Genomic DNA, 20011 nt, shown 5'->3' with positions numbered 1-20011 from the left:
GAGTTTTGGCCGGTGGTTCCACAAATAGCGATCTCGAGATAATTATTGCAGTCATGAAGGGCGATCTCAGGGCAACTGAGGGCATCTCGGCAGAGGACCAAAGCTGGCCTTGGTGGCCGCTGCTGCCAATCTGGAGCCCCTAATTGCAAAGGCTCTAGGGGGTTGATCCCTAAGTTGTCCCTTGATTTTTATGCAACTGGGCGTGATTGTGGGCAAGTGCTAATTCATAGCCTGTATTGCTATCAGTATTGTCCTCGTCATTACTTTTTAAGGTCGGGGGAGATGTCATCGACCCGGCAATCTAAATGGCCGTTGTTTGTTGGCAACAGTAATGGCTCAGCTGTTGTGATTACTCTGACCCTGATGTGGGTGGTGTGTTCCACAACGCCTATGGCCATGGCTACGTTTGGCGTTTGTCATGACAGCACCATGAATACAAGGCCAAACAAAGTACCTTTTCACAGAATGAGGACTTGTTAGCGCTCTTAAGTCTTGCCTGGATTTGGATTATTCATTGATCAATCAAGACAATTGGTTGCTTTTGATTGTGATCAGCCAATGGGTGGAGTGATCCAATCCAGAGTTTAAGTTCACTCTTCGCCTTCAAGTGTGACAACCACCTTTCCGATCTTGCCGGTGAAGCGGAAGGGGACGTCGTAATCCTTTGTGAGGGGCAATCCGGCATCCCTGCCAACATCCAGACCTTCTGTCATGGAGAAACGGGTCGGTACCGTTGCCGGAATATTTCCTTTTGCCACTTCCTCGCCGTTGAGGAGAAGGGTGACTGTTGCTCCTTTTCCAACTCCTCCTCCCTCGTAGTCGAAATCGGCCACGAGCGTGTGGTCACCTGCGGGGAGCACATTTTTGCCCTTGATCGTGTGCTTGTGCTCCGGGTAGTGAGAAAGCGAGTACTTGAAGGTTGGCTTGCCTTCGAGCAGCATTAATCCCCAACCGGCAAACCAACCGCCCTGGGTGATGATCATTCCTTCGGCACCACCTTCCGGGATGAAGAGTTTGGCAGTGATCTTGAATGAGGTGTTTTTCACGCTCACTGCTGCTCCTTCAGGGATGCGAAAGGTGCCGTCGTAGTACACGAACTCCTTCCGGCCACGGTTTGGTTCCGGACGGTTGGCAGGGTCGGCCCGCTCGATGTAGCGGTCGTCGAGTGGAAAGACTTGGTTCTTCTTGGCTTCCGATATAAAAATGGCACGAAGTTCCTCAAGCTTTTCGGGGTTCTCCTTGGCCAGATTCTTAGACTGACTGAAATCCTCTCTGAGGTTGTAGAGCTCCCACTCGTAGTCGTTGAACGGATCAGGATTGCTGGGGCCCCTGCCCTCCCAGGGCAGTCGCTTCGGAGTGCTGTTGGCTATCCATCCTTCATGGTAAATGCCCTGGTTTGCAATGACCTCAAAATACTGGGTCTTATGTTGCTCTGGTGCATCAGGATTATTGAGCGTATAGAGCAGGCTCTTGCCGTTCATTGGCACCTGCTTAAAGCCATTGATTGTTTCTGGCTCGGGAAGGCTCGCAGCCTCAAGGATGGTGGGTACGATGTCATTAACATGACCAAATTGGCTGCGGACAGCACCAGGATCCTTAATTCGGTCGCCCCACATTAAGGCCATTCCAGTGCGGGATCCTCCCAGGTGGGAGGCAATTTTTTTGTCCCATTGGAAAGGCGTGTTCATCGCGTGCGCCCAGCTGTGGGAGTAGTGATTTTCGAACCACATGCCTCCGAATTCATCCAGATTTTCAAGCATGTACTCGGGCCGATCGGCCACCTTGTTGCCCATGGTGGCAATCTCACTCGTCATTCCGATGCCTGTGGGATCCTCCGCGCTTGAGCCATTGTCTCCCATGATGTAGATGACAAGGGTGTTCTCCAACTCGCCCATCTCTTCGATGGCATTAATTACACGACCCACCTGATAATCGGCATGCGCGAGCGCAGCCGCATAGGCTTCCATACCTCTCGCAGCAATCCGTTTCTCATCAGTATTGAGTTCGTCCCATTTCTGATAATCATTCGTGAAGGGATTGAGTACGGCATCGGCAGGAATGATTCCCATCTCCTTTTGCTTGGCGAAGGTCATTTCTCGCTGACGATGCCAACCGTGGTCAAACTTCCCCTTGAACTTGTTTAACCATTCTTTCGGAGCGTGATGGGGAGCATGCGCAGTACCCGGTGTGTAATAAGCGAAGAAAGGCTTATTGGGCCAGACGGATTTCTGTGTCCTCATCCAGGCGATTGCACGGTCCGCCATCGCCTCATCAAGGTGGAAATCCTTCTTCCCTAGATAAGGCTCGATGGGCACCGTGTTCTCATAAATCGGCGAGCGGTACTGATGGGCATCGGCTCCAAGAAAACCGTAGAAATATTCGAAGCCCAAGCCTGTTGGCCAGAGGTGGAAGGGGCCTGCGGGCGAAGTCTGCCAATCCGGAACATTATGGTTTTTGCCAAACCAGGAAGTGCCGTAGCCGTTGGCGGTGAGAATCTCACCGATGGTGCCGACACTGCGGGAAACTAAACTGTGATATCCCGGATAGGGCGTCGAAAACTCCATGATGATGCCGGTAGAGGCGACATGGTGGTTGCGTCCCGTGATCAATGCTGCCCGCGTGGGGGAGCACACCGCCGTGGTATGGAATGCGTTGTATCGCAATCCTTCTCTCGTAACCCTGTCGAGGGTGGGAGTTGGAATCGGGCCGCCAAAGCTTGAACTTGCACCGAATCCCACGTCATCCATCATCACCAGCAGCACGTTCGGAGCACCCTTTGGTGCTTCGATCTCCTTGGGCCAATCAATAGGATCGCTTCCACCCACAGACGGAGCAATCTTTCCGAGTTCTTGGTACGGCTCGATCGGCAAGTGGCGTCGGTCAGGCCACTCGGTAGACAGAGCTGGGGCACATGTTGCACACCCCGCGATGGAAAAGAAGGCAGCAAGGGCGTACAGCAGCCTCAACCGTTCAGATATGGCTCGATCTCTCATTTTGTTGTGTCCCTATCGCGACTGAATTGATTTGTTATAGATGTAGCGAATAATGTTTATGCGGTTTATTTCAACACTTTCATATCACCGAAAATTACATCCGAAACCGAAGATTCCCTTATGGCAGGACTTCCTAAGAGCGTTTTGCCATAGCGGCATTCTCCAGATATCTGAGTGCTTCTGAGGGCATATCGGCTCAGGATCAAAGCTGGCCCTAGTGGCCACTGCTGCCACTTAGGAGTGTTTGATTGCAATGGTTCTAGAGGGTTGATCCCTCAGTTGTCCTCAGTTTTTTGTGCAACTGGGGAGCTGTGTGGGCAACTGCTCGACTCCCAAATCGGCATGACGAGGCTGGGTACTTTGAACCGGCGGGACTGGGATCCGTCGTTGTGACCCTTGTTTCAGTCTTGTGGAATCAAGAGTCAACGGCTTGAGGAATGGTCCCTGAGGGTCTTGAACCCTGGTTTCAGCTAAGCAGTCGAGAGCGGCGGAAGAAAAAGCTCATGGTCTGGCTGGTGAACAGGCATGAAGGGATGCTCATTCAGCTCAAGGCCGATGCAGCAACGCGACACGCTCAGTACATTCTCGTGAGCGACTATCCCTTTTCAGCACTGCTTGGGAAACCCATCAGGCAGAAGCGAATTCTTAGCACCTAGGCATCGAAATGGGATCAATCTACAGAAAATCGGTTGGCAACGCTGCACGCGTCCATAAGAAAAAGAATGCACTATCAGTACCAAGTTTTTCTGCAGCTCGATTAATATTCAAGCAACAAATTCCTTTCGTACCAGAGTTTTCAATCTTCATGCGTTCTCTCCCGATTGCTTTGTCCTTGGGTCTGGTTTTTGGCGGATTGGCTGAGCGGGGTCCGATCGCCAAGGCTCAATCTGCTGATGTCACAGACATCAAAGGTGCACTCAGCCCCGGAGAATTCAGGGCCTATGGAAAGAGTTCTCCCAAGACACTGAGATCTCGCATTGGTGATCTCACCTTCACCAAGGGTGGTTTTGCCGGAGGGTATCCCAGTCTTGAGACCATCGATGCACTGAAGAACGAGCTCGATTTTCACAAGGCAACGCAGGCTTATATCTGGGCCGTTCCGATTGTCAGTTACGCCCGATGGCTTGAGTCCCATGAGGAGCTTTTCGCTGCCAAGGATGGCCAGATTGTGCGGCTGACCTCTCCCAGGGCAAAGAAGGGAATTCTGACTGCCAATGCCACGACTCCCTATGCAGTTGCCTTTGCCGATCTTTCGAGAACAGGTCCATTGGTTTTTGACATTCCCAAAGGAATGTCAGCAGGGGTGGTCAACGACATCTGGCAGCGTGGCATTCATGATTTCGGGATGTCAGGTCCTGATCAGGGCAATGGCGCGAAGCTGCTCATCCTTGCGCCTCAGATGGCTATTCCCGATGGTCTGGATACCAATGAGTACACCGTCATTCGCAATGGCTCGAATATTGCGTTTCTAGGGATCAGGGCCCTGATGCCCGATCCTGTTGAGGCCGATCAGTTGTTATCAAGCTTTCGCATCTTTCCTTACGCAAAACGAGCCAATCCCACCCTGCATCCGATTATTGACGTGGATGAAACCACCGAGTGGGGGCAATGGCAGCCCCATGGGATGGCCTACTGGCAAGCCTTGAAAAAAATCATGGATCGCGAAGTCTTTGAAGATCGCGATCGCTTCTTCCTGAGCATGCTCGCCTCGCTTGGTCTGGAGAAGGGCCAACCCTTTCAACCAACGTCTGCTCAGGCTGAGGTCTTGAAGGAAGCTGCCGTGATCGGTGAGGCCATGCTCAAATCGATCACCTTTGATAAGCCCTTCTCGAACAATGATCCCTACAAGGGCACCCACTGGGATCAGCTGATGGTGGTCACGGTGGATGACCGAGATGGTGATATGGATCAGCTTTATCGCAGGGCTGCATTCACCTGGGAAGCTGTTTCAAGGGGCAAGGCCTACTACATCGAGCAGGCAGGCATAGGACAGCAATATCGGACGGCATACAAGGATGGCAATGGCAACTTTTTGGAAGGCGACAAGCACTACAAGCTGACGATGCCGCCCAACGCGCCTGCTGAGGTGTTCTGGTCGATTGTGGTTTATGACGTCAACACCCGCACGCTGATTCACAACGATGAAGGCAGGGCTGCACTGAGCTCAAGAACGGGTCTGATTGAGAACGACGATGGTTCAGTGACGTTGCATTTCAGCCCTGAATTGCCGGTCGGCGTTGAGAAAGCCAATTGGATTCAGACCAATCCCGATGAGAGCTGGTTCTCCTATCTGCGCTTCTACGGACCGACTCAGGCCTATTTCGATCAGACCTATCCCTTGCAGGACATCATGCCTGTGAACTAACGATTGCATGAGAAAGCTCCACAAAGGGGCTGCTAGCAAAAGTTTTAGTCGGGAGGTGAAATCAGTCCTTCATGCCACATCAATGTCGTCAGGCAATCCAATTCAACAATCAGGAGATTAGAGAATGACAACCAAGCACCTCATGCTCACCGCCGCGGTTCTTGCAGGGTCAATTGCCGTTTCACCCCTTCTAGCGCAGGAGAGTCCAACCTATAAGGCGAAGGTTCCCGAGAAATTGCTAACTCCCGACAAGATGGAGAGCAGCTACCTCGGCGACCTGACATTTCAAGACGGATTTCCAACGAAGGAAACTCTCTCCAAAGTGAGCAACTTCGTAGATATTTCCCGTGCAGTTGAACTGTTCATCAATGGAACGCCAGCCGCTTCGATGTATGGAATGCTTAACGGGCACGTCGAGATCGGTCTCGAGCCCAACCGCTCGGTGGGGATTACTGAGGAGTTGATGAATGCCCGTTCCCTGTGGCTGACGCCACAGACGACCACGCCCTACGTGCATGCGGAAATCGATGTGAAAGACGGACCCGTCGTGCTCGAGATCGGCACACCGGTGCTCGGATTTGTGAATGATGCCTTCTTCCGTTATGTCACAGACCTTGGATTGGTCGGAGCCGACAAGGGCCAAGGAGGCAAATACCTTTTGGTGGGCCCTGACTACGAAGGGGAGATCCCCGAAGGATATTTCGTCTCAAAGACAAAGACTTACCGCCATTGGGCGTTGATGCGTATCGCCGCTAAGCCAGGTGAAACCAAGAAAGCTATTGAAGCCTTCAAGCAGACCTTCAAGATTTATCCACTTGCAGACGCCAACAATCCGAAGACGACCGAATTTATCAATCTGTCGAATAAGCAATACAACACCATTCACGCCAATGATTCGAGCTTCTACGACGAGATCAATGAAGTGATTCAGTATGAGCCCGCGACCGCCTGGGATCCTGAGCTTGTAGGGCTAGCTGGGGCGATTGGCATCAAAAAAGGACAGCAGTTCAACCCGGACGATCGGATGAACAAGATTCTCACCGAAGCTTCTACCATTGCTAATGCCTATGCCCGGGTTGCCGTCTTCAGACCTCGTAACGAAGAGGTTTACTTCTACCCCGGGAAGCGCCAGTGGTATTCACCCCTTGCTGGAGGGAGCTATGAGTTTCTCAATAACGGCGAGCGAGTGTTAGATGATCGCCTGATCTTTTACTACTACGCCACGGGCAGCACCCCGATGATGGTCAAGCCGATGGTTGGCAAGGGGTCGGTCTATGCGATGGCAACCACTGATATCAATGGCGTGCCTCTGAATGGAGCGATGACCTACAAGGTGACTTTGCCTGCGCCGATCCCGGCCAAGGACTTCTGGTCGTTCATGGTCTACGACAATCAGACTCGTTCGATCCTCGAGACCGACCAGGTCACCGGTGGTTTGGATAGCAACTCAAAAGGTGTGAAACTGAATGATGATGGGTCTGCGACCGTTTACTTCGGTCCCAGTGCACCTGAAGGACAAGAAGGGAATTGGGTGCAGACCATGCCCGGCAAGGGATACAACGCGATCCTTCGTCTCTACGGTCCGCTTGAACCATGGTTCAACAAAAGCTGGATGCCAGGCGACTTCGAATTAGTCAAATAGCTGGTCAATCATCATTTAAAAATGCATTCAGGCGGACGCACCACTTGCGTAACGAGTGGTGCTGTTCTGTGCCGCAGTTGGTGCTTTCCCCCTGGCCTGATCCATTCCTCTGCAGAATCACTGCATTGATGGGGAGCGTGGTGGCTGCCAGCGGCATCCAATCTGAGGACCAAAGCTGGCCCTGGTACTGCTGCCACTCAGGAGTGTTTGATTGCATTGGGTTTCATGGAGTAGTCCCTGAGGTGTCTCTGATTTGTTGTGCAACTGGTCGTGATTGTGGGCTAGTGCTGATTTGCTGTCTGAGCGGTGTTGTTGTGAATGCCTGAGTAGATGGAATTAGATGATTTGAAATTTGGCGGTGAGATCGTTGAAGTCGTAGTCGGAGGTTGAGATCTTGCTGTCGTCCTCAAAGGCAAAGAGGTTGCAACCGAGATTTTTGACGTGAGAGGAGCCGTAGGTGTGGATGTCACCTGCTGGGTTGATCAGAACAGGTGCATAGAAGCCAGCGTCTGCGGAAGAGAGAGTCCATTCAATGGTCTGCTGCTGCAGGCCAGTTGCGGTGGTGATGCTGCCGCCGGGATTGATGAGGCTGTCGCTAACGGCTTGATCAAAGGCATCAGCTGCTGTGTTGTTGTACCCGTCCACGGTGAACTCGCCTGAGGATGTCTGGTTGAGCTTGACGAGTGCAAAGCGATTGATGAAAGAACAGTCGCTGTTGAGAGTGATCTGGAGTGTCTGACCGTCTGCAGGGATGGAGGAGAGATCAAGGATGGCGTCGTGGAGCTCTTGTTGCTCGGCGGCGATGGATGTGGCGCTGGGATCGGGAGAGGCTGAGGAATGGCTGATGTCGATGATCAGATCATCGTGATCGCTGTCGAGTGTGTTGTCGTTGAGGCGCAGCTTGTAGATGCCATCGCTTTGCTGGGTGATGGTGTGTTGCGGAGAGCTGTTGATGGGCTGGTTGCTGCTGGATTGTCGGAAGGAAATGGTTGAACCTTCTGGAATGAAGATGGCGTGATCACCGCAGTTTTTGGAGAACTGAGTGGCGCCGATTGAGCCAAGGACGTTGTTGTTCTGATCGATGAGGATGAGGGTGTTCTGCAGGCTTGTGCTGGCAGAGAGAACTTTTAGATTGAGCCAGAGGCCTTGATTGTCGCCATCTGTGACGGAGAAGGAGTTGTTGTCGTTGAGGAGAAGAGTGCTTCCTGAGTCTGAATCGCGACTTAAGTCAATACTGGATGTTGAGTCGTTATTGGATGTTGAATCGTCAGAGGACGAGTCAGGAGCAACCGTTTGATTGCGTCTTGAGTCTTGCTTGGAGGTTGAGTTATCAGAGGAGGGGGCAGAAGCAACGGTTGAGTTGTTGGTGACGGATTGAGTGCTCAGGGTTGCGGCGTCATTGCCGACTGAGTCTTGAACCGCGTTGGCATCGTTGGAGCTTGTGGGGTCGCTGTAGGCAACAGTGATGGTCTCCGTTTTTTTGATGGTGTTGGCGAGTGTGAGCTCAACGGTGGAACCGGAGATTGCTACAGCAGTGACGGCATTGGCTACCCCGCCTGAGCTGACCGTGAAGGCAGAGGTGGACGCTGTGGTTGAGGAGAGAGTTTCGTCGTAGGTGAGGACAACTTTGGTGCCGGCGGCGTTGGTGGCAGCTGAGGAGAAGGTGGGCGCAGTGGTGTCGAGACTGAAGACTCTTACGTGGCCAGCACGAACACCAGTTCCAGGTCCAAGCCCATGGTTGTATTGGGCACCGATGGCAACGAAGCTGCCATCGCTGGAGAGTGAAACGCTGACGCCGCTCTTGTCACCAGCGGCTTCTCCATCGATATCGCTACCGAGTTGATTCCAGGAGGAGGAGGCTGAATCCCATTGGTAGAGGCGTGTATGGCCTGATTTATCGCCGTTGCCATCGTTGTAGAGGGCACCGATGGCCATAAGGGTTCCGTCGCCGGAGAGGGAAACGCTGACGCCGCTGTAATCACCAGCGGCTTCTCCATCGATATCGCTACCGAGTTGATTCCAGGAAGAGGAGGCTGAATCCCATTGGTAGATGCGCGTATGGCCCGAATCTGTGCCATTGCCATCGTTTGAGCTGGCACCGATGGCAACGACGCTGCCATCGCTGGAGAGGGAAAAGCTGACGCCGCTGTAATCACCAGCGGCTTCTCCATCGATATCGCTACCGAGTTGATTCCAGGAGGAGGAGGCTGAATCCCACTGGTAGATGCGCGTATGGCCCGTATTTGAGCCTGTATGCCTGTTGCCATCGTTTGAGCTGGCACCGATGGCAACGACGCTGCCATCGCTGGAGAGGGAAACGCTGACGCCGCTGTAATCACCAGCGGCTTCTCCATCGATATCGCTACCGAGTTGATTCCAGGAAGAGGAGGCTGAATCCCATTGGTAGATGCGCGTATGGCCCGAATCTGTGCCATTGCCATCGTTTGAGCTGGCACCGATGGCAACGACGCTGCCATCGCTGGAGAGGGAAACGCTGACGCCGCTGTAATCACCAGCGGCTTCTCCATCGATATCGCTACCGCGTTGTACCCAGGAGCTGCCGTTCCAGGCATAGATGCGCACATGGCCTGAATCTGAGCCATTGCCATCGTTCTGCATGGCGCCGATGGCAACGATGCTGCCATCGCTGGAGAGAGAAACCCCCCTCCTATGGCCGCTGTAATCACCAGCGGCTTCTCCATCGATATCGCTACCGAGTTGATTCCAGGAAGAGGAGGCTGAATCCCACTGGTAGATGCGCGTATGGCCCGAATCTGTGCCATTGCCATCGTTTTGGTGGGCACCGATGGCAACGACGCTGCCATCGCTGGAGAGAGAAACCCTGTGTCCGCTGTTGTCACCACCGGCTTCTCCATCGATATCGGGGCCGAGTTGGGTGAATGACATCGCTACGCCTCAGCCGGATGAGCGCGCTGATCCCCCAGATCAGGCGCGAAGGGTGTCGCCTCGACGCCAGCATTGGACCCCCTGTTCCAAGGGAAATCCCCTATTAGTGCGTGAGAGGGAATAACCAAGTGCAGGCTTGATCTTCACGTGATTATCGAAGCGGCAATGCACTGCTGCGACTGGTATGTGGTCCGATTCGTGCACGATTTGATCAGGCCATCGCTTGGTTTCCATGAGAGGCGACAAGAGGGGGCTGAGTCTTGCTTCCGGATTTCGAGGTCTGTTCGATGCCACTGGCTATTGGGCAGTTCCCACACACCCTCTGCATGGCGCCGCTTCTAGGCAGAATCGTGGTGAGGAAACTTCAATTGAGTGGCTGCGAGCAGCATCCAACCTGAGGATCAGAGCTGGCCCTGGTGGCCACTGCTGCCGTTGTATCCGTACGGGCGTCGTGCCACTCATTTCGAGGAGCTGATTCCAGGTGAGATCTGGAGTCTGGAGCAGCTTCAGGGTGTGTATTACGTGGCGGTGCCGATCCGGCTCACGGTGGTGAAGGTTCCCGGCGGCCTGATGCTGGTGAATCCGCTGCCGCCCACCGGCGAGCTACGTGCCTTGATTCGCACGCTCGAATCTGAGCATGGCCCGGTGTGCAGCATCGTGTTGCCTACAGCCTCCGGCCTCGAGCACAAATTGCCGATGGGGCCACTGGCACGGGCCTTCCCGGATGCTGATCTCTGGGTCTGCCCCAATCAGTGGAGCTTTCCGCTGCAGCTGCCACTCTCCTGGCTGGGGATCCCCGCAGCCAGAACACGGGTGCTGCTCGACGATGGTGTGCCTCATCCAGAGGTGTGTGAGTGGATTTCACTTGGTCCCCTCGACCTTGGTGTCGGCTGCTTTCAGGAGGTGAGCTGTCTGCATCGGCCTTCGGGCGCACTGTTGGTGACCGATGCCCTGCTGGGTATTTCCTCGCAACCACCGGAAGTGTTTGAGCGCGATCCATCGCCATTGCTGTTTCATGCCCGTGATCGGGGTGATCAACCGTTTGACGACACCCCTGAGAACCGACGCTGCGGCTGGGCGAGGCTTGTGCTGTTTGCCTCCTACCTGCGCCCCGAACCCCTGGATGTGCCAGGACTTCTGCAGGTGATCCGGCATGCTTTCCGGCCGGGTCTGCGGACGGCGCGGACTCATTTCGGGATCTATCCCTTTGCCTGGAAACCGGGATGGCTCGACTCCGCCAACGCTCTGATGGGAGACGATCAACCGAGATTGCAGGTGGCACCGGTGCTGGAGCGTTTGGTGCTGCCGAGAGAACGAGAGGCGTTGATCAGCTGGCTCGCCTGTGTGGAGCAGCTCAAGGACGTGCGCTGGCTGGTGCCGGCCCACTACTCAGCTCCCCTCATGTTTTCAACCCTGCAGATCGTGCAGTTGCGCGAGCAATTGATGATGAGGCCATGGGCTCCCAGTGAAGGCAACTGGGAATTCCTCGGCAGCATCGATCAAACGCTGCTTGATCTCGGCGTCGTTCCCAACGCCTCTCAATCCTGAAAGCTCGTCAACGACTGGTCGACTCAGAGATCGGACTCTGAGTCGATCGCCATCTCGTCGTCGCCGAACAGAGTTTCCTCCAGTTCCTTGCGTTGTTCCATCTGACGAAGGAAGTAGCCCGTCATCATCGCGGAGGCCAGCATGTTGGCCAGGTTGTCGCGATTCGACGTCACCTTCACTTCGAACTGTTCGCCGGGAAGCATTCCCAGCAGGCCCTGAACGTTGTGGCGAATGATGTCCTGAATATCCGGACTGGCCGATTTGGCCACGCGTTGCAGCACGTCTGGAGACTGATCCTGCAGGTACTGAATCAGGCCATTGACGGGCTGACCCTCCTGGTTGTCAGTGGTCAGAAACTCCGGGTTGAACATCCCATCGCTCTCCGTCATGCCCCTGACCCTATCGCAGCTGTGCTCTTCGTCACCAACGCGTCCTGTTGGGAGAACCGAATCGGACCGAACCGGCTGAGCGGCCAGTAGCGCAGGATTGCCGTTCCGATCACATCCGCTTCCGGCAGCGGGCCCCAGAGGTGGGAATCAAGGCTGGCATTGCGGTTGTCCCCCATCACCCAGAGCTCGTTTTCGGGCACGGTGATCGGAGCCATCGCATAGCTGATCTCCTCGCCCAGCCAGGGTTCCGCAACAGCATCTCCATTGCGCCAGAGCCGGCCATCACGCACCTCCAGCAGATCTCCTGGTCTGCCCACCACGCGTTTGATCAGTGCAGCATCCGGGTCGTAGCCCGCCTGCACCAGCTGTTCAGGCACGCGGAACACCACGATGCTGTTCAGCGGCAGCGGCTGATGACGCACCCGATCCAGGCGGGGCCGCAGTTTCTCAACAAGGATCCGGTCCTGAAGCTGCAGGGTGGGCAGCATGGATCCGGATGGAATCCAGCGTGGTTCGACCACCTGCCAGCGCAGCAGCAGTGCCAGCAGCACCCAGAGCAGCAAGGAACGCCAGCTGCCCTGACGCTTCGTGGTGTCGGCGGATGGTTCGCTCATCTGCAGAGGCCGCAATCAGGGTTGGCCTTGAACGAGGATCGCATCAGCCTCGGCATCCGGTCTGAGTCACGCCGCCGACAACCTGTCTTCTGCAATCGGTCTGCTGCTTGGCCTGCAGCGGCATGGCCTGCAAAGGGTGCTGCTCTGCCCTGGCAGTCGCTCCGCACCGCTGGCACTGGCGGCCGGTGGTCTGGCCGAGCAGGGATTGCTGATGCTGACGACAGCCGTCGATGAGCGCTCCGCCGCCTTCCACGCCCTCGGCATGGCTGCAGCATCAGGGCGTGCTGCGGCCGTGATCACCACGTCAGGAACGGCCGTTGCCAATCTCTTGCCGGCGGCGGTTGAGGCCGATCGCTCAGCTCTGCCGCTGCTGTTGCTCAGCGCCGATCGTCCGCAGCGCCTCAAGAACTGCGGTGCCAACCAGACGGTCAATCAGGAAGACTTTCTGGCGCCCGTCTGCCGTTCGTTCACGACCGGCCCCCTGGAGGGTCTGCACCTGCTGTCGCAGGCCCAGCTGGAGTCTTTGGCGACAGCTGCCTGGGAGCAGACGCTTCAGCATCCCGGGCCTGTGCATCTCAATCTTCCCTTTGAGGAGCCCTTGCACCCCAGCCGCGAGGAACAACAGCTGGCCTGGTCCTGCTGGGATCTGGCTGGGAACGCGCAACGTCAGTTCTGTCGGCCGTTGTCACCCGCCCTCTCTCAGCCAATGGATGGCTTCGACTGGTCCTGCCCCGGTGTGGTGGTGGCGGGCCCCTGGCGAGGACTGGAAGCGGACAGGCCCGCCTATCAGCAGGCACTCAGGGCAATCGCTGAGTGCACGGGCTGGCCGCTGCTTGCCGATCAGCTGGCTGCGGTCCCTGCGGATCTTCCCAATCTGATCCGCCACTGGGAACTGCTGCTGCCGCAGGGTCTGCCTGCTGCTGACGCCGGTCTTCAGGTGCTGCGTCTGGGGCCCCTGCCTGCAAGCCGGCGACTGGAGAGCTGGTTGCGAGACCTGGGCTCCGGCCAGTTGCTGATCACTGAAGGCGAGTCTCGTTGCCTTGATCCGCTGGGGTTGTCGCGTCAGTGCAGCAGTGGCCTCGCGGCCTGGTGGAAGGCGATCAGCGCCAAGGCCCGCTTCTGTTCGTCCAGCTCCCAGGCACTGCTCGCGGCCTGGACTGAGGCTGATACCCAGGTGCAACGTGTTCTGGATCAGCAGTTACCCGCTGCAGGTGCTGTCACTGAGCCCGCACTGATGAAGGCCCTGCCTGACCAGCTGCCTCCCGGGTTGCCGTTGATGCTCTCGGCCAGCAGTCCGGTGCGCGACTGGCAGACCTTCGCAGCCGCCGATCTCGGGTCGCGTCGTTGCTTCAGCTTTCGCGGGGCTTCCGGCATCGATGGCACGCTTTCACTGGCCCTCGGTCTGGCCCGTGTTCAAGGCCCCACCGTGCTGATCTGCGGTGACCTCGCGCTTCAGCACGACAGCAACGGCTGGTTGCTGGCCAGCGAATCCTCACCCCCTCTGCTGGTGCTGCTGATCGACAACGGCGGTGGCGGGATTTTTGCCCAGCTGCCGATTGCCTCGATTGCATCCAGCTCGTTCGATCAGCTGTTCGCCATGCCCCAGCGCCATGACCCGCTTGCTCTGGCAGCGGCCCATGCGGTGCCCGCTCGTCAGCTGAGCCGCCTCGAGGATCTGCCGTCAGCTCTGGAGTGGGGACTGGCGCAGCAGCGCACGGCATTGCTGCGCATGTGCACTGATCGAACCGCCGATGCCGAACTGCGCCGGCAGCTGCGCGAGATCACGGACGCCGCACTGCAGCAGTCCCGGGGCGGTACAACGGAAGCCTGATCGTTGTCGCTGTCATGGCTGAGTCGTTGTCCCGCGCGGTTCTGCCCGGTGATTCGGGGGTGACGTGGCAGCCCTGGGGGCAGTACGAGGATGTGTTGCTTGACCGCAGCGAAGCCGGCATTGCCAGGGTCGCCATCAACCGCCCCCACAAACGCAATGCCTTCCGCCCTCGCACCGTGGCGGAGCTCTGCGATGCGTTTGCTCGTATCCGTGATGACAGCAGCATCGGTGTGGTGCTGTTCACCGGCGTCGGTCCTGCCGAAGACGGTGGTTATGCCTTCTGCGCCGGTGGTGATCAGAGCGTTCGTGGCGACGGCGGCTACCTCGATGAACAGGGTCTCGCCCGGCTCAACGTTCTCGATCTGCAGCGGATGATCCGCAGCCTGCCCAAGGTGGTGATTGCACTGGTGGCCGGCTATGCGATCGGGGGCGGCCAGGTGCTGCACCTCCTCTGTGACCTCAGCCTGGCCGCGGACAATGCCGTGTTCGGTCAGACCGGGCCTCGGGTCGGCAGTTTTGATGGTGGATTCGGTGCCGGCTATCTGGCTCGTGTGGTGGGGCAGCGCAAGGCCAGAGAGATCTGGTTCCTCTGCCGTCGCTATGGGGCTGAGCAGGCACTCGCCATGGGGTTGGTCAATGCTGTGGTCCCCCTCCAGGAGCTGGAGGCTGAGGGAGTGCGCTGGGCGCACGAGGTATTGCAGCACAGCCCCACGGCAATCCGTTGTCTCAAGGCCTCTTTCAATGCCGAGACCGATGGGCTGGCGGGGCTCCAGGAGCTGGCTGGGCAGGCCACCCACCTGTTTTACCGAACCGAGGAAGGTCAGGAGGGTCGTAACGCTTTTCTGGAGAAGCGCGATCCCGATTTCTCGTCTTCTCCCTGGTTGCCCTAGCTAAACAGGGAGAAATTCCCCTGCTTGGCGCAGTGATGCCGGTTCGCATCCCCTTGGTTTCAGGCCTGACGGCTCTTGCCGCATTGCTGTTGTCGCTGCCTGGGGCAGCGTTGTCCGTTGAGACCGAGCTGATCAATGTTGACGCTGCCGATCAGACAACTCAGCCTTCCTCAAAGCGCGAACCCGATCCGATCCCCCCTCTGGCTGCACCGGTCTCGGATGCTGAATCGATGCAGCGGGTTCCTGATGATCTTCTGCAGCGTGTGGGTCTGCAGCTGGTGCTGGATCGTCAGCACCGCCAGCTGCTTGTTCTCCACGATGGTGTGCTCACGCGCCGCTTTCCTGCTGCGGTCGGCACCGTGGGCTGGGAGACCCCCGCAGGTCGTTTCCGTGTGATGCAGAAGGTCAAGAAGCCTGTCTGGACGCATCCGGTGAACGGCAAGAAGCTGGGCCCGGAGGATGCAACCAATCCGCTGGGAAGCCGCTGGATCGGTTTCTACCGCGACTGCAAGGGCCGCGAAGGCTGGGATGGGGAGCAGTATCTCGATATCGACGGCTGCACGGTGGCTGGTTTCCACGGCACCCCTTATCGCTGGACGGTTGGCCGCGCCGTATCCCACGGGTGTGTGCGTCTTTATGAGGAGAACGTGCAGGAGATCTTCGAGATGGTGCGTGTCGGAACTCCAGTGACGGTGCTGCCCTGATCCCACTGCGTTCATCAGTCTGATCACAGGCCATTGCGCTTAAAGTCGCGCCGCTTAGCCGGAATGATCGTCCATGCGTGTGCTGTTTGCCGCCGCTGAATGCGCACCCATGGTGAAGGTGGGCGGTATGGGCGATGTGGTTGGCTCACTGCCTCCGGCGTTGGCCCAGCTCGGTCATGACGTGCGCCTGATCATGCCCGGCTACAGCAAGCTCTGGAGTCAGCTGAACATTCCCTCTGAACCCATCTGGCGAGCCCAGACCATGGGTACAGACTTTGCCGTCTTCGAGACCCGCCATCCCACCAATGGCCTGCCCCTTTACCTGGTTGGGCACCCCGTGTTCGACCCGGAGCGGATCTACGGCGGTGAAGACGAAGACTGGCGTTTCACCTTCTTCGCCAGTGCCGCAGCCGAATTCTCCTGGAATGTGTGGAAGCCTCAGGTGCTGCATTGCCATGACTGGCACACGGGGATGATTCCGGTCTGGATGCATCAGGACCCTGAAATCAGCACGGTCTTCACCATCCACAACCTCAAATACCAGGGGCCCTGGCGCTGGAAGCTGGACCGCATGACCTGGTGCCCCTGGTACATGCAGGGTGATCACACGATGGCTGCAGCGCTTCTGTACGCCGAGGGTGTCAATGCAGTGTCGCCGACCTACGCGCAGGAGATCCGCACCTCCGAATACGGCGAAAAACTGGAGGGGTTGCTGAACTACATCGCAGGCAAACTGCGTGGCATCCTCAACGGCATTGACCTTGAGGCCTGGAATCCCGCCACAGACAAGTCTTTACCGGCCAATTACAGCGCTGATGATCTCAGCGGTAAGCAGGTCTGCAAGCGTGAGCTCCAGGAGCGGATGGGGCTTGAGGTGCGCGATGATTCATTCGTGCTGGGAATGGTGACGCGCCTGGTTGATCAGAAAGGCGTGGATCTTCTCCTTCAGGTCGCCGATCGACTGCTGGCTTACACCGATACCCAGATCGTCGTGCTCGGCACCGGCGAGCGCGGACTGGAGTCGGGTCTGTGGCAGCTCGCTTCCCGTCATCCAGGCAGGGTTTCGGTGTTCCTCACCTACGACGATGCATTGTCACGATTGATCTACGCAGGCAGTGACGCCTTCCTGATGCCGAGTCGCTTTGAGCCCTGCGGCATCAGTCAGCTCAATGCCATGCGTTACGGCTGTGTTCCCATTGTTCGCAAGGTGGGTGGCCTGGTTGACACTGTGCCCCCGCACGATCCCCGCAACGCTGCTGGAACGGGCTTCTGCTTCGATCGCTTCGAGCCGGTTGACTTTTACACCGCACTGGTTCGTGCCTGGGAGGCCTTCCGGCATCAGGACAGCTGGAGACAGCTTCAGCTGCGTGGCATGCGGGAGGACTACAGCTGGGCGCGCTCGGCCCTGGAATACGACCGGATGTACAGAGACGTGTGCGGTCTGAAGGAGCCCGGACCCGATGCTGCTGCTGTCGAACGCTTTTCCCAGGGCCAGCAGGCTGATCCTTCCCGCAACGGAATCATTGATCCGGATCCCGATCACGCGGCCAAGCAGGATGTCCGGAGTCGCAGTGGCCGCAACCCCCTGGCTCGATTGCTGCGGCAGTCTCGTCCATGAAAGCGGCGCAATGACTTCAGCAACGGCCATGATGATTTCAAGCGTGATTGCATAAACCGATCGGCATCGAATCTCCGCTGCTCGACACTTGAGTGATGCAGGACCAGGACGCAAGAAACGAAAGCTCGCTTCCAGCTCCCTACCAGAGCCCGTGGGAAGCGTTGCGACAGGACCTTCCGGCAGCTGCTGCCGATCTGCGGCTGCGCCTTCAGGAACTCTGGCGCCGCAACCGAGAGGGTGATCTTTCGACTCCAGGGTTCTGGCCGCAGGATCTGGCACCCCTCTTCTGGCCTGTGTTGCTGCTCGTTCTGTTGCTGGTGCTCAGCCTTGGTGTCATTCAGTTGCGCGGAGCACTGAATGCCACGGAGGATGACTCCGTGCCGGTTGTCGAACGCATTCGCACGACTCCCCTTCCCGAGGCCAGGCCGCTGACGGCAGAGCCGGAATCGCTTCAGGATTCCGTGGATGCTCCAGCGATGTCTCATCAACAAGAGCCGCTTGCCCCAGCTCAGCCTGAGCCGGTCGCCTCGCCATCGCTTCAGCTCGACCCCCCGATCCTTCAGGTGGATCCTCTGTTGAATCTGCTGGCAGAGGTTGACGCCGGTGGTGCAGGTTCAGCGGGCCTGCTGCAATCCGCCCGTCCTGTTCCTGCTGAGAATGCTGCTGTGCTCTTGGTGGACACTGGCCGATGGTCCGCTCTGCCTCCGTCTGTTCGTCTGCAGCGCGCTGAAAGCTGGTGGCGCACTCTTCAGGACCAGGGTTATGACGCCATCACCGTTGAAGATGTTGATCAGCATCTGCTGGCCCGGCCAGCACGGGTGGGCGGCGGCATGATCATGTTTGATCCATCGCCCTCGCCATGACGCTGCAGCTTGCTCAGTTCGTGCAGCTCTGGGGGCCTCCTCTTGTCAGTGGAGACGAGAAAGTTGATCTTCAGGTCGATCTTGGCGCTGTCTGCACGGACAGTCGCCAGCTGCAGCCGGGTGACTTTTTCATCCCACTGCGCGGAGATCGATTTGATGGCCACACGTTTCTGAATCAGGCTGTGCAGCTCGGTGCGCAGGCCGCTGTTGTGGCCACAGACTGGAGCCATCCCCTGCCGCCGGGTCTGCTGCACTGGAGGGTCGACAACACCCTCTGGGCCTATCAGCAGCTGGCCACACTGCACAGGCGTCAGCTGTCTTCCTGTGTGGTGGCTGTGACCGGTTCGGCCGGCAAGACGACCACACGTGAGCTGATCAAGGCAGCACTGTCGCCGCTGGGAGACGTTCAGGCTACTGTCAGCAATAACAATAACGACATCGGTGTGCCGCTCACGCTGATGGGTGCTCATGAACACCATGCAGCGATTGTTGTGGAGATGGGAATGCGCGGACTTGGTGAGATTGAACGTCTCTCCCGCTGCGCAGAACCAGCCATCGCCGTGATCACCAACATCGGCACGGCCCATATCGGCCGACTCGGCAGTCGAGCCGCCATCGCGCAGGCCAAGTGTGAGATCACTGCTGCTCTGGATCCCGAGGGTGTGGTGGTGATCCCGGCTGGTGATGCTCTGCTGGAGAGTGCATTATCGGGTTGCTGGAGCGGACGCATTGTGCGCGTTGCTCTGCAGGGAGACATCGGCGTTGAAGGCCCCGATGTTGCCGGTCTGCCCGCAGCCGATCCTGCCGCTGCGGATCTGATCGGGGCCTATGAGCCGCAGCAGGGTGTGCTCAGCCTGGAGGGCCTGTGCTTCCGCTGTCCGCTGGAGGGTCGTCACAACGCCCGCAATCTGATGCTGGCACTGGCGGTGGCTGCTGAACTCGGCGTTCCTCTGGCGGACCTCCAGGCAATTCAGGTGGATGTGCCCAGCGGCCGCAACCGACGCATGAGCATCGGCACACTCAATCTTCTCGATGAGACCTACAACGCGTCGCCGGAAGCCGTGTTCGCAGCCCTGGATCTGCTGGCCCAGCAACCAGGCAGGCGGTTTGCCGTGCTCGGCACCATGCTCGAGCTCGGTTCCAGCAGCATCGAGCTTCATCAGGCCGTCGTCTCCAGAGCTGTCGAGCTCGGTCTGGATGGACTGGTGGCTGTGTGCTCCGGTAAGGAGGCCATTGCGATGGAGAGTGTGGCAGCACCTTTGGAGCGCTTTGCACTTGTTGAATCTCCGGAACAGGCCGCGGAGAGCTTGAACGCCTGGCTACAGCCCGGTGACACCCTTTTGCTCAAGGCAAGTCGCGGAGTTGCTCTTGAGCGACTGATCCCTCTGCTCAAGGAACCCTGAGATTGGAGGTTCAGGCAGCGATTGAGCTATCCAGAGTTTCCTCACAGCGAATCAGATCAATGGCATGAGGATGGTCTTTGATGTAAGGCACCGCCTCCATAGCCAGCACCCTGGCTTCGAACGCATCACCGGCGTAGTAGCAGGTTTCGATCCTCTGGCAGTTGGCGTCGCGGTATCGCACCGTGTAGCGCTTCTGATCGTTCATGGATCCAGTGATGGATGCATCCAAAGTCGCGCATGATTC

The 20011-nt window shown here is 57.5% G+C and carries 14 protein-coding genes; 9 read left to right on the top strand and 5 right to left on the bottom strand.

Annotated features, from left to right (window positions below; translation table 11 throughout):
* Window positions 1-590 precede the first annotated feature (590 nt).
* Entirely contained in the window at window positions 591-2870 is a 2280-nt protein-coding gene (locus SIB56_RS05275; protein WP_413326121.1) for an arylsulfatase, read from the bottom strand.
* A 928-nt stretch (window positions 2871-3798) separates the two neighbouring features.
* Between SIB56_RS05275 and SIB56_RS05270 the strand changes: the two genes are divergently transcribed.
* Complete coding sequence (locus SIB56_RS05270) at window positions 3799-5358, top strand: DUF1254 domain-containing protein (RefSeq protein WP_413326119.1); 1560 nt, start codon at window positions 3799-3801, stop codon at window positions 5356-5358.
* A 124-nt stretch (window positions 5359-5482) separates the two neighbouring features.
* Complete coding sequence (locus SIB56_RS05265; RefSeq protein ID WP_413326117.1) at window positions 5483-7000, top strand: DUF1254 domain-containing protein; 1518 nt, start codon at window positions 5483-5485, stop codon at window positions 6998-7000.
* Between the two features lie 336 nt (window positions 7001-7336).
* On the opposite strand, the gene SIB56_RS05260 is transcribed toward SIB56_RS05265, so the two are convergent.
* Window positions 7337-9907 (bottom strand): SwmB domain-containing protein, encoded by a 2571-nt coding sequence (locus SIB56_RS05260; RefSeq protein ID WP_413326115.1) that lies wholly within the window; start codon window positions 9905-9907, stop codon window positions 7337-7339.
* Window positions 9908-10279: 372 nt separating this feature from the next.
* Here SIB56_RS05260 and SIB56_RS05255 point away from each other — a divergent pair, with 372 nt between their 5' ends.
* Window positions 10280-11455, top strand: coding sequence for a DUF4336 domain-containing protein (locus SIB56_RS05255; protein WP_413326113.1), 1176 nt, complete (start codon window positions 10280-10282; stop codon window positions 11453-11455).
* Between the two features lie 23 nt (window positions 11456-11478).
* Here the strand turns inward: SIB56_RS05255 and SIB56_RS05250 are convergent, their stop codons facing one another.
* On the bottom strand, window positions 11479-11826 hold the full coding sequence (locus tag SIB56_RS05250; RefSeq protein ID WP_413327150.1) for a DUF760 domain-containing protein: 348 nt from the start codon (window positions 11824-11826) through the stop codon (window positions 11479-11481).
* Between the two features lie 14 nt (window positions 11827-11840).
* The gene (lepB, locus tag SIB56_RS05245; protein WP_413326111.1) at window positions 11841-12458 is read right to left on the bottom strand and encodes a signal peptidase I; all 618 of its coding nucleotides are present in this window, start codon (window positions 12456-12458) and stop codon (window positions 11841-11843) included.
* 94 nt (window positions 12459-12552) lie between these two features.
* Between lepB and menD the strand changes: the two genes are divergently transcribed.
* From menD to SIB56_RS05215, 6 genes are all read left to right on the top strand, one after another.
* Window positions 12553-14289: a 2-succinyl-5-enolpyruvyl-6-hydroxy-3-cyclohexene-1-carboxylic-acid synthase gene (gene menD, locus SIB56_RS05240; protein ID WP_413327147.1), complete on the top strand. Its 1737-nt coding sequence runs from the start codon at window positions 12553-12555 to the stop codon at window positions 14287-14289.
* Between the two features lie 14 nt (window positions 14290-14303).
* Complete coding sequence (menB, locus tag SIB56_RS05235) at window positions 14304-15179, top strand: 1,4-dihydroxy-2-naphthoyl-CoA synthase (RefSeq protein WP_413326109.1); 876 nt, start codon at window positions 14304-14306, stop codon at window positions 15177-15179.
* 35 nt (window positions 15180-15214) lie between these two features.
* The gene (locus SIB56_RS05230) at window positions 15215-15883 is read left to right on the top strand and encodes a L,D-transpeptidase (RefSeq protein WP_413326107.1); all 669 of its coding nucleotides are present in this window, start codon (window positions 15215-15217) and stop codon (window positions 15881-15883) included.
* Window positions 15884-15956: 73 nt separating this feature from the next.
* Complete coding sequence (glgA, locus tag SIB56_RS05225; protein ID WP_413326104.1) at window positions 15957-17501, top strand: glycogen synthase GlgA; 1545 nt, start codon at window positions 15957-15959, stop codon at window positions 17499-17501.
* Between the two features lie 95 nt (window positions 17502-17596).
* Complete coding sequence (locus SIB56_RS05220) at window positions 17597-18364, top strand: hypothetical protein (RefSeq protein ID WP_413326102.1); 768 nt, start codon at window positions 17597-17599, stop codon at window positions 18362-18364.
* Window positions 18361-19767 carry a UDP-N-acetylmuramoyl-tripeptide--D-alanyl-D-alanine ligase gene (locus SIB56_RS05215; RefSeq protein WP_413326100.1) on the top strand — a complete coding sequence of 469 codons (1407 nt, stop codon included), beginning with the start codon at window positions 18361-18363 and terminating at the stop codon, window positions 19765-19767. The genes SIB56_RS05220 and SIB56_RS05215 overlap by 4 nt, the downstream gene beginning before the upstream one ends.
* 10 nt (window positions 19768-19777) lie before the next feature.
* Here SIB56_RS05215 and SIB56_RS05210 read toward each other — a convergent pair whose 3' ends face one another.
* Complete coding sequence (locus tag SIB56_RS05210) at window positions 19778-19972, bottom strand: hypothetical protein (RefSeq protein WP_413326098.1); 195 nt, start codon at window positions 19970-19972, stop codon at window positions 19778-19780.
* Between the last annotated feature and the right edge of the window lie 39 nt (window positions 19973-20011).

The sequence above is a fragment of the Synechococcus sp. MIT S9503 genome (assembly GCF_047304175.1).
In the GTDB taxonomy this organism is placed as follows: domain Bacteria; phylum Cyanobacteriota; class Cyanobacteriia; order PCC-6307; family Cyanobiaceae; genus Synechococcus_C.
This window is presented reverse-complemented; position numbering and strand designations above follow the sequence as displayed.

What these genes read in the sequence shown, in the direction of transcription:
- SIB56_RS05215 (WP_413326100.1), top strand. Translation starts at nt 18,361, where the DNA reads ATGACGCTGCAGCTTGCTCAGTTCGTGCAGCTCTGGGGGCCTCCTCTT.
- SIB56_RS05220 (WP_413326102.1), top strand. Translation starts at nt 17,597, where the DNA reads ATGCAGGACCAGGACGCAAGAAACGAAAGCTCGCTTCCAGCTCCCTAC.
- lepB (WP_413326111.1), bottom strand. Translation starts at nt 12,458, where the DNA reads ATGAGCGAACCATCCGCCGACACCACGAAGCGTCAGGGCAGCTGGCGT.
- menB (WP_413326109.1), top strand. Translation starts at nt 14,304, where the DNA reads ATGGCTGAGTCGTTGTCCCGCGCGGTTCTGCCCGGTGATTCGGGGGTG.
- SIB56_RS05270 (WP_413326119.1), top strand. Translation starts at nt 3,799, where the DNA reads ATGCGTTCTCTCCCGATTGCTTTGTCCTTGGGTCTGGTTTTTGGCGGA.
- SIB56_RS05250 (WP_413327150.1), bottom strand. Translation starts at nt 11,826, where the DNA reads ATGTTCAACCCGGAGTTTCTGACCACTGACAACCAGGAGGGTCAGCCC.
- SIB56_RS05210 (WP_413326098.1), bottom strand. Translation starts at nt 19,972, where the DNA reads ATGAACGATCAGAAGCGCTACACGGTGCGATACCGCGACGCCAACTGC.
- SIB56_RS05265 (WP_413326117.1), top strand. Translation starts at nt 5,483, where the DNA reads ATGACAACCAAGCACCTCATGCTCACCGCCGCGGTTCTTGCAGGGTCA.
- SIB56_RS05230 (WP_413326107.1), top strand. Translation starts at nt 15,215, where the DNA reads ATGCCGGTTCGCATCCCCTTGGTTTCAGGCCTGACGGCTCTTGCCGCA.
- SIB56_RS05260 (WP_413326115.1), bottom strand. Translation starts at nt 9,907, where the DNA reads ATGTCATTCACCCAACTCGGCCCCGATATCGATGGAGAAGCCGGTGGT.
- glgA (WP_413326104.1), top strand. Translation starts at nt 15,957, where the DNA reads ATGCGTGTGCTGTTTGCCGCCGCTGAATGCGCACCCATGGTGAAGGTG.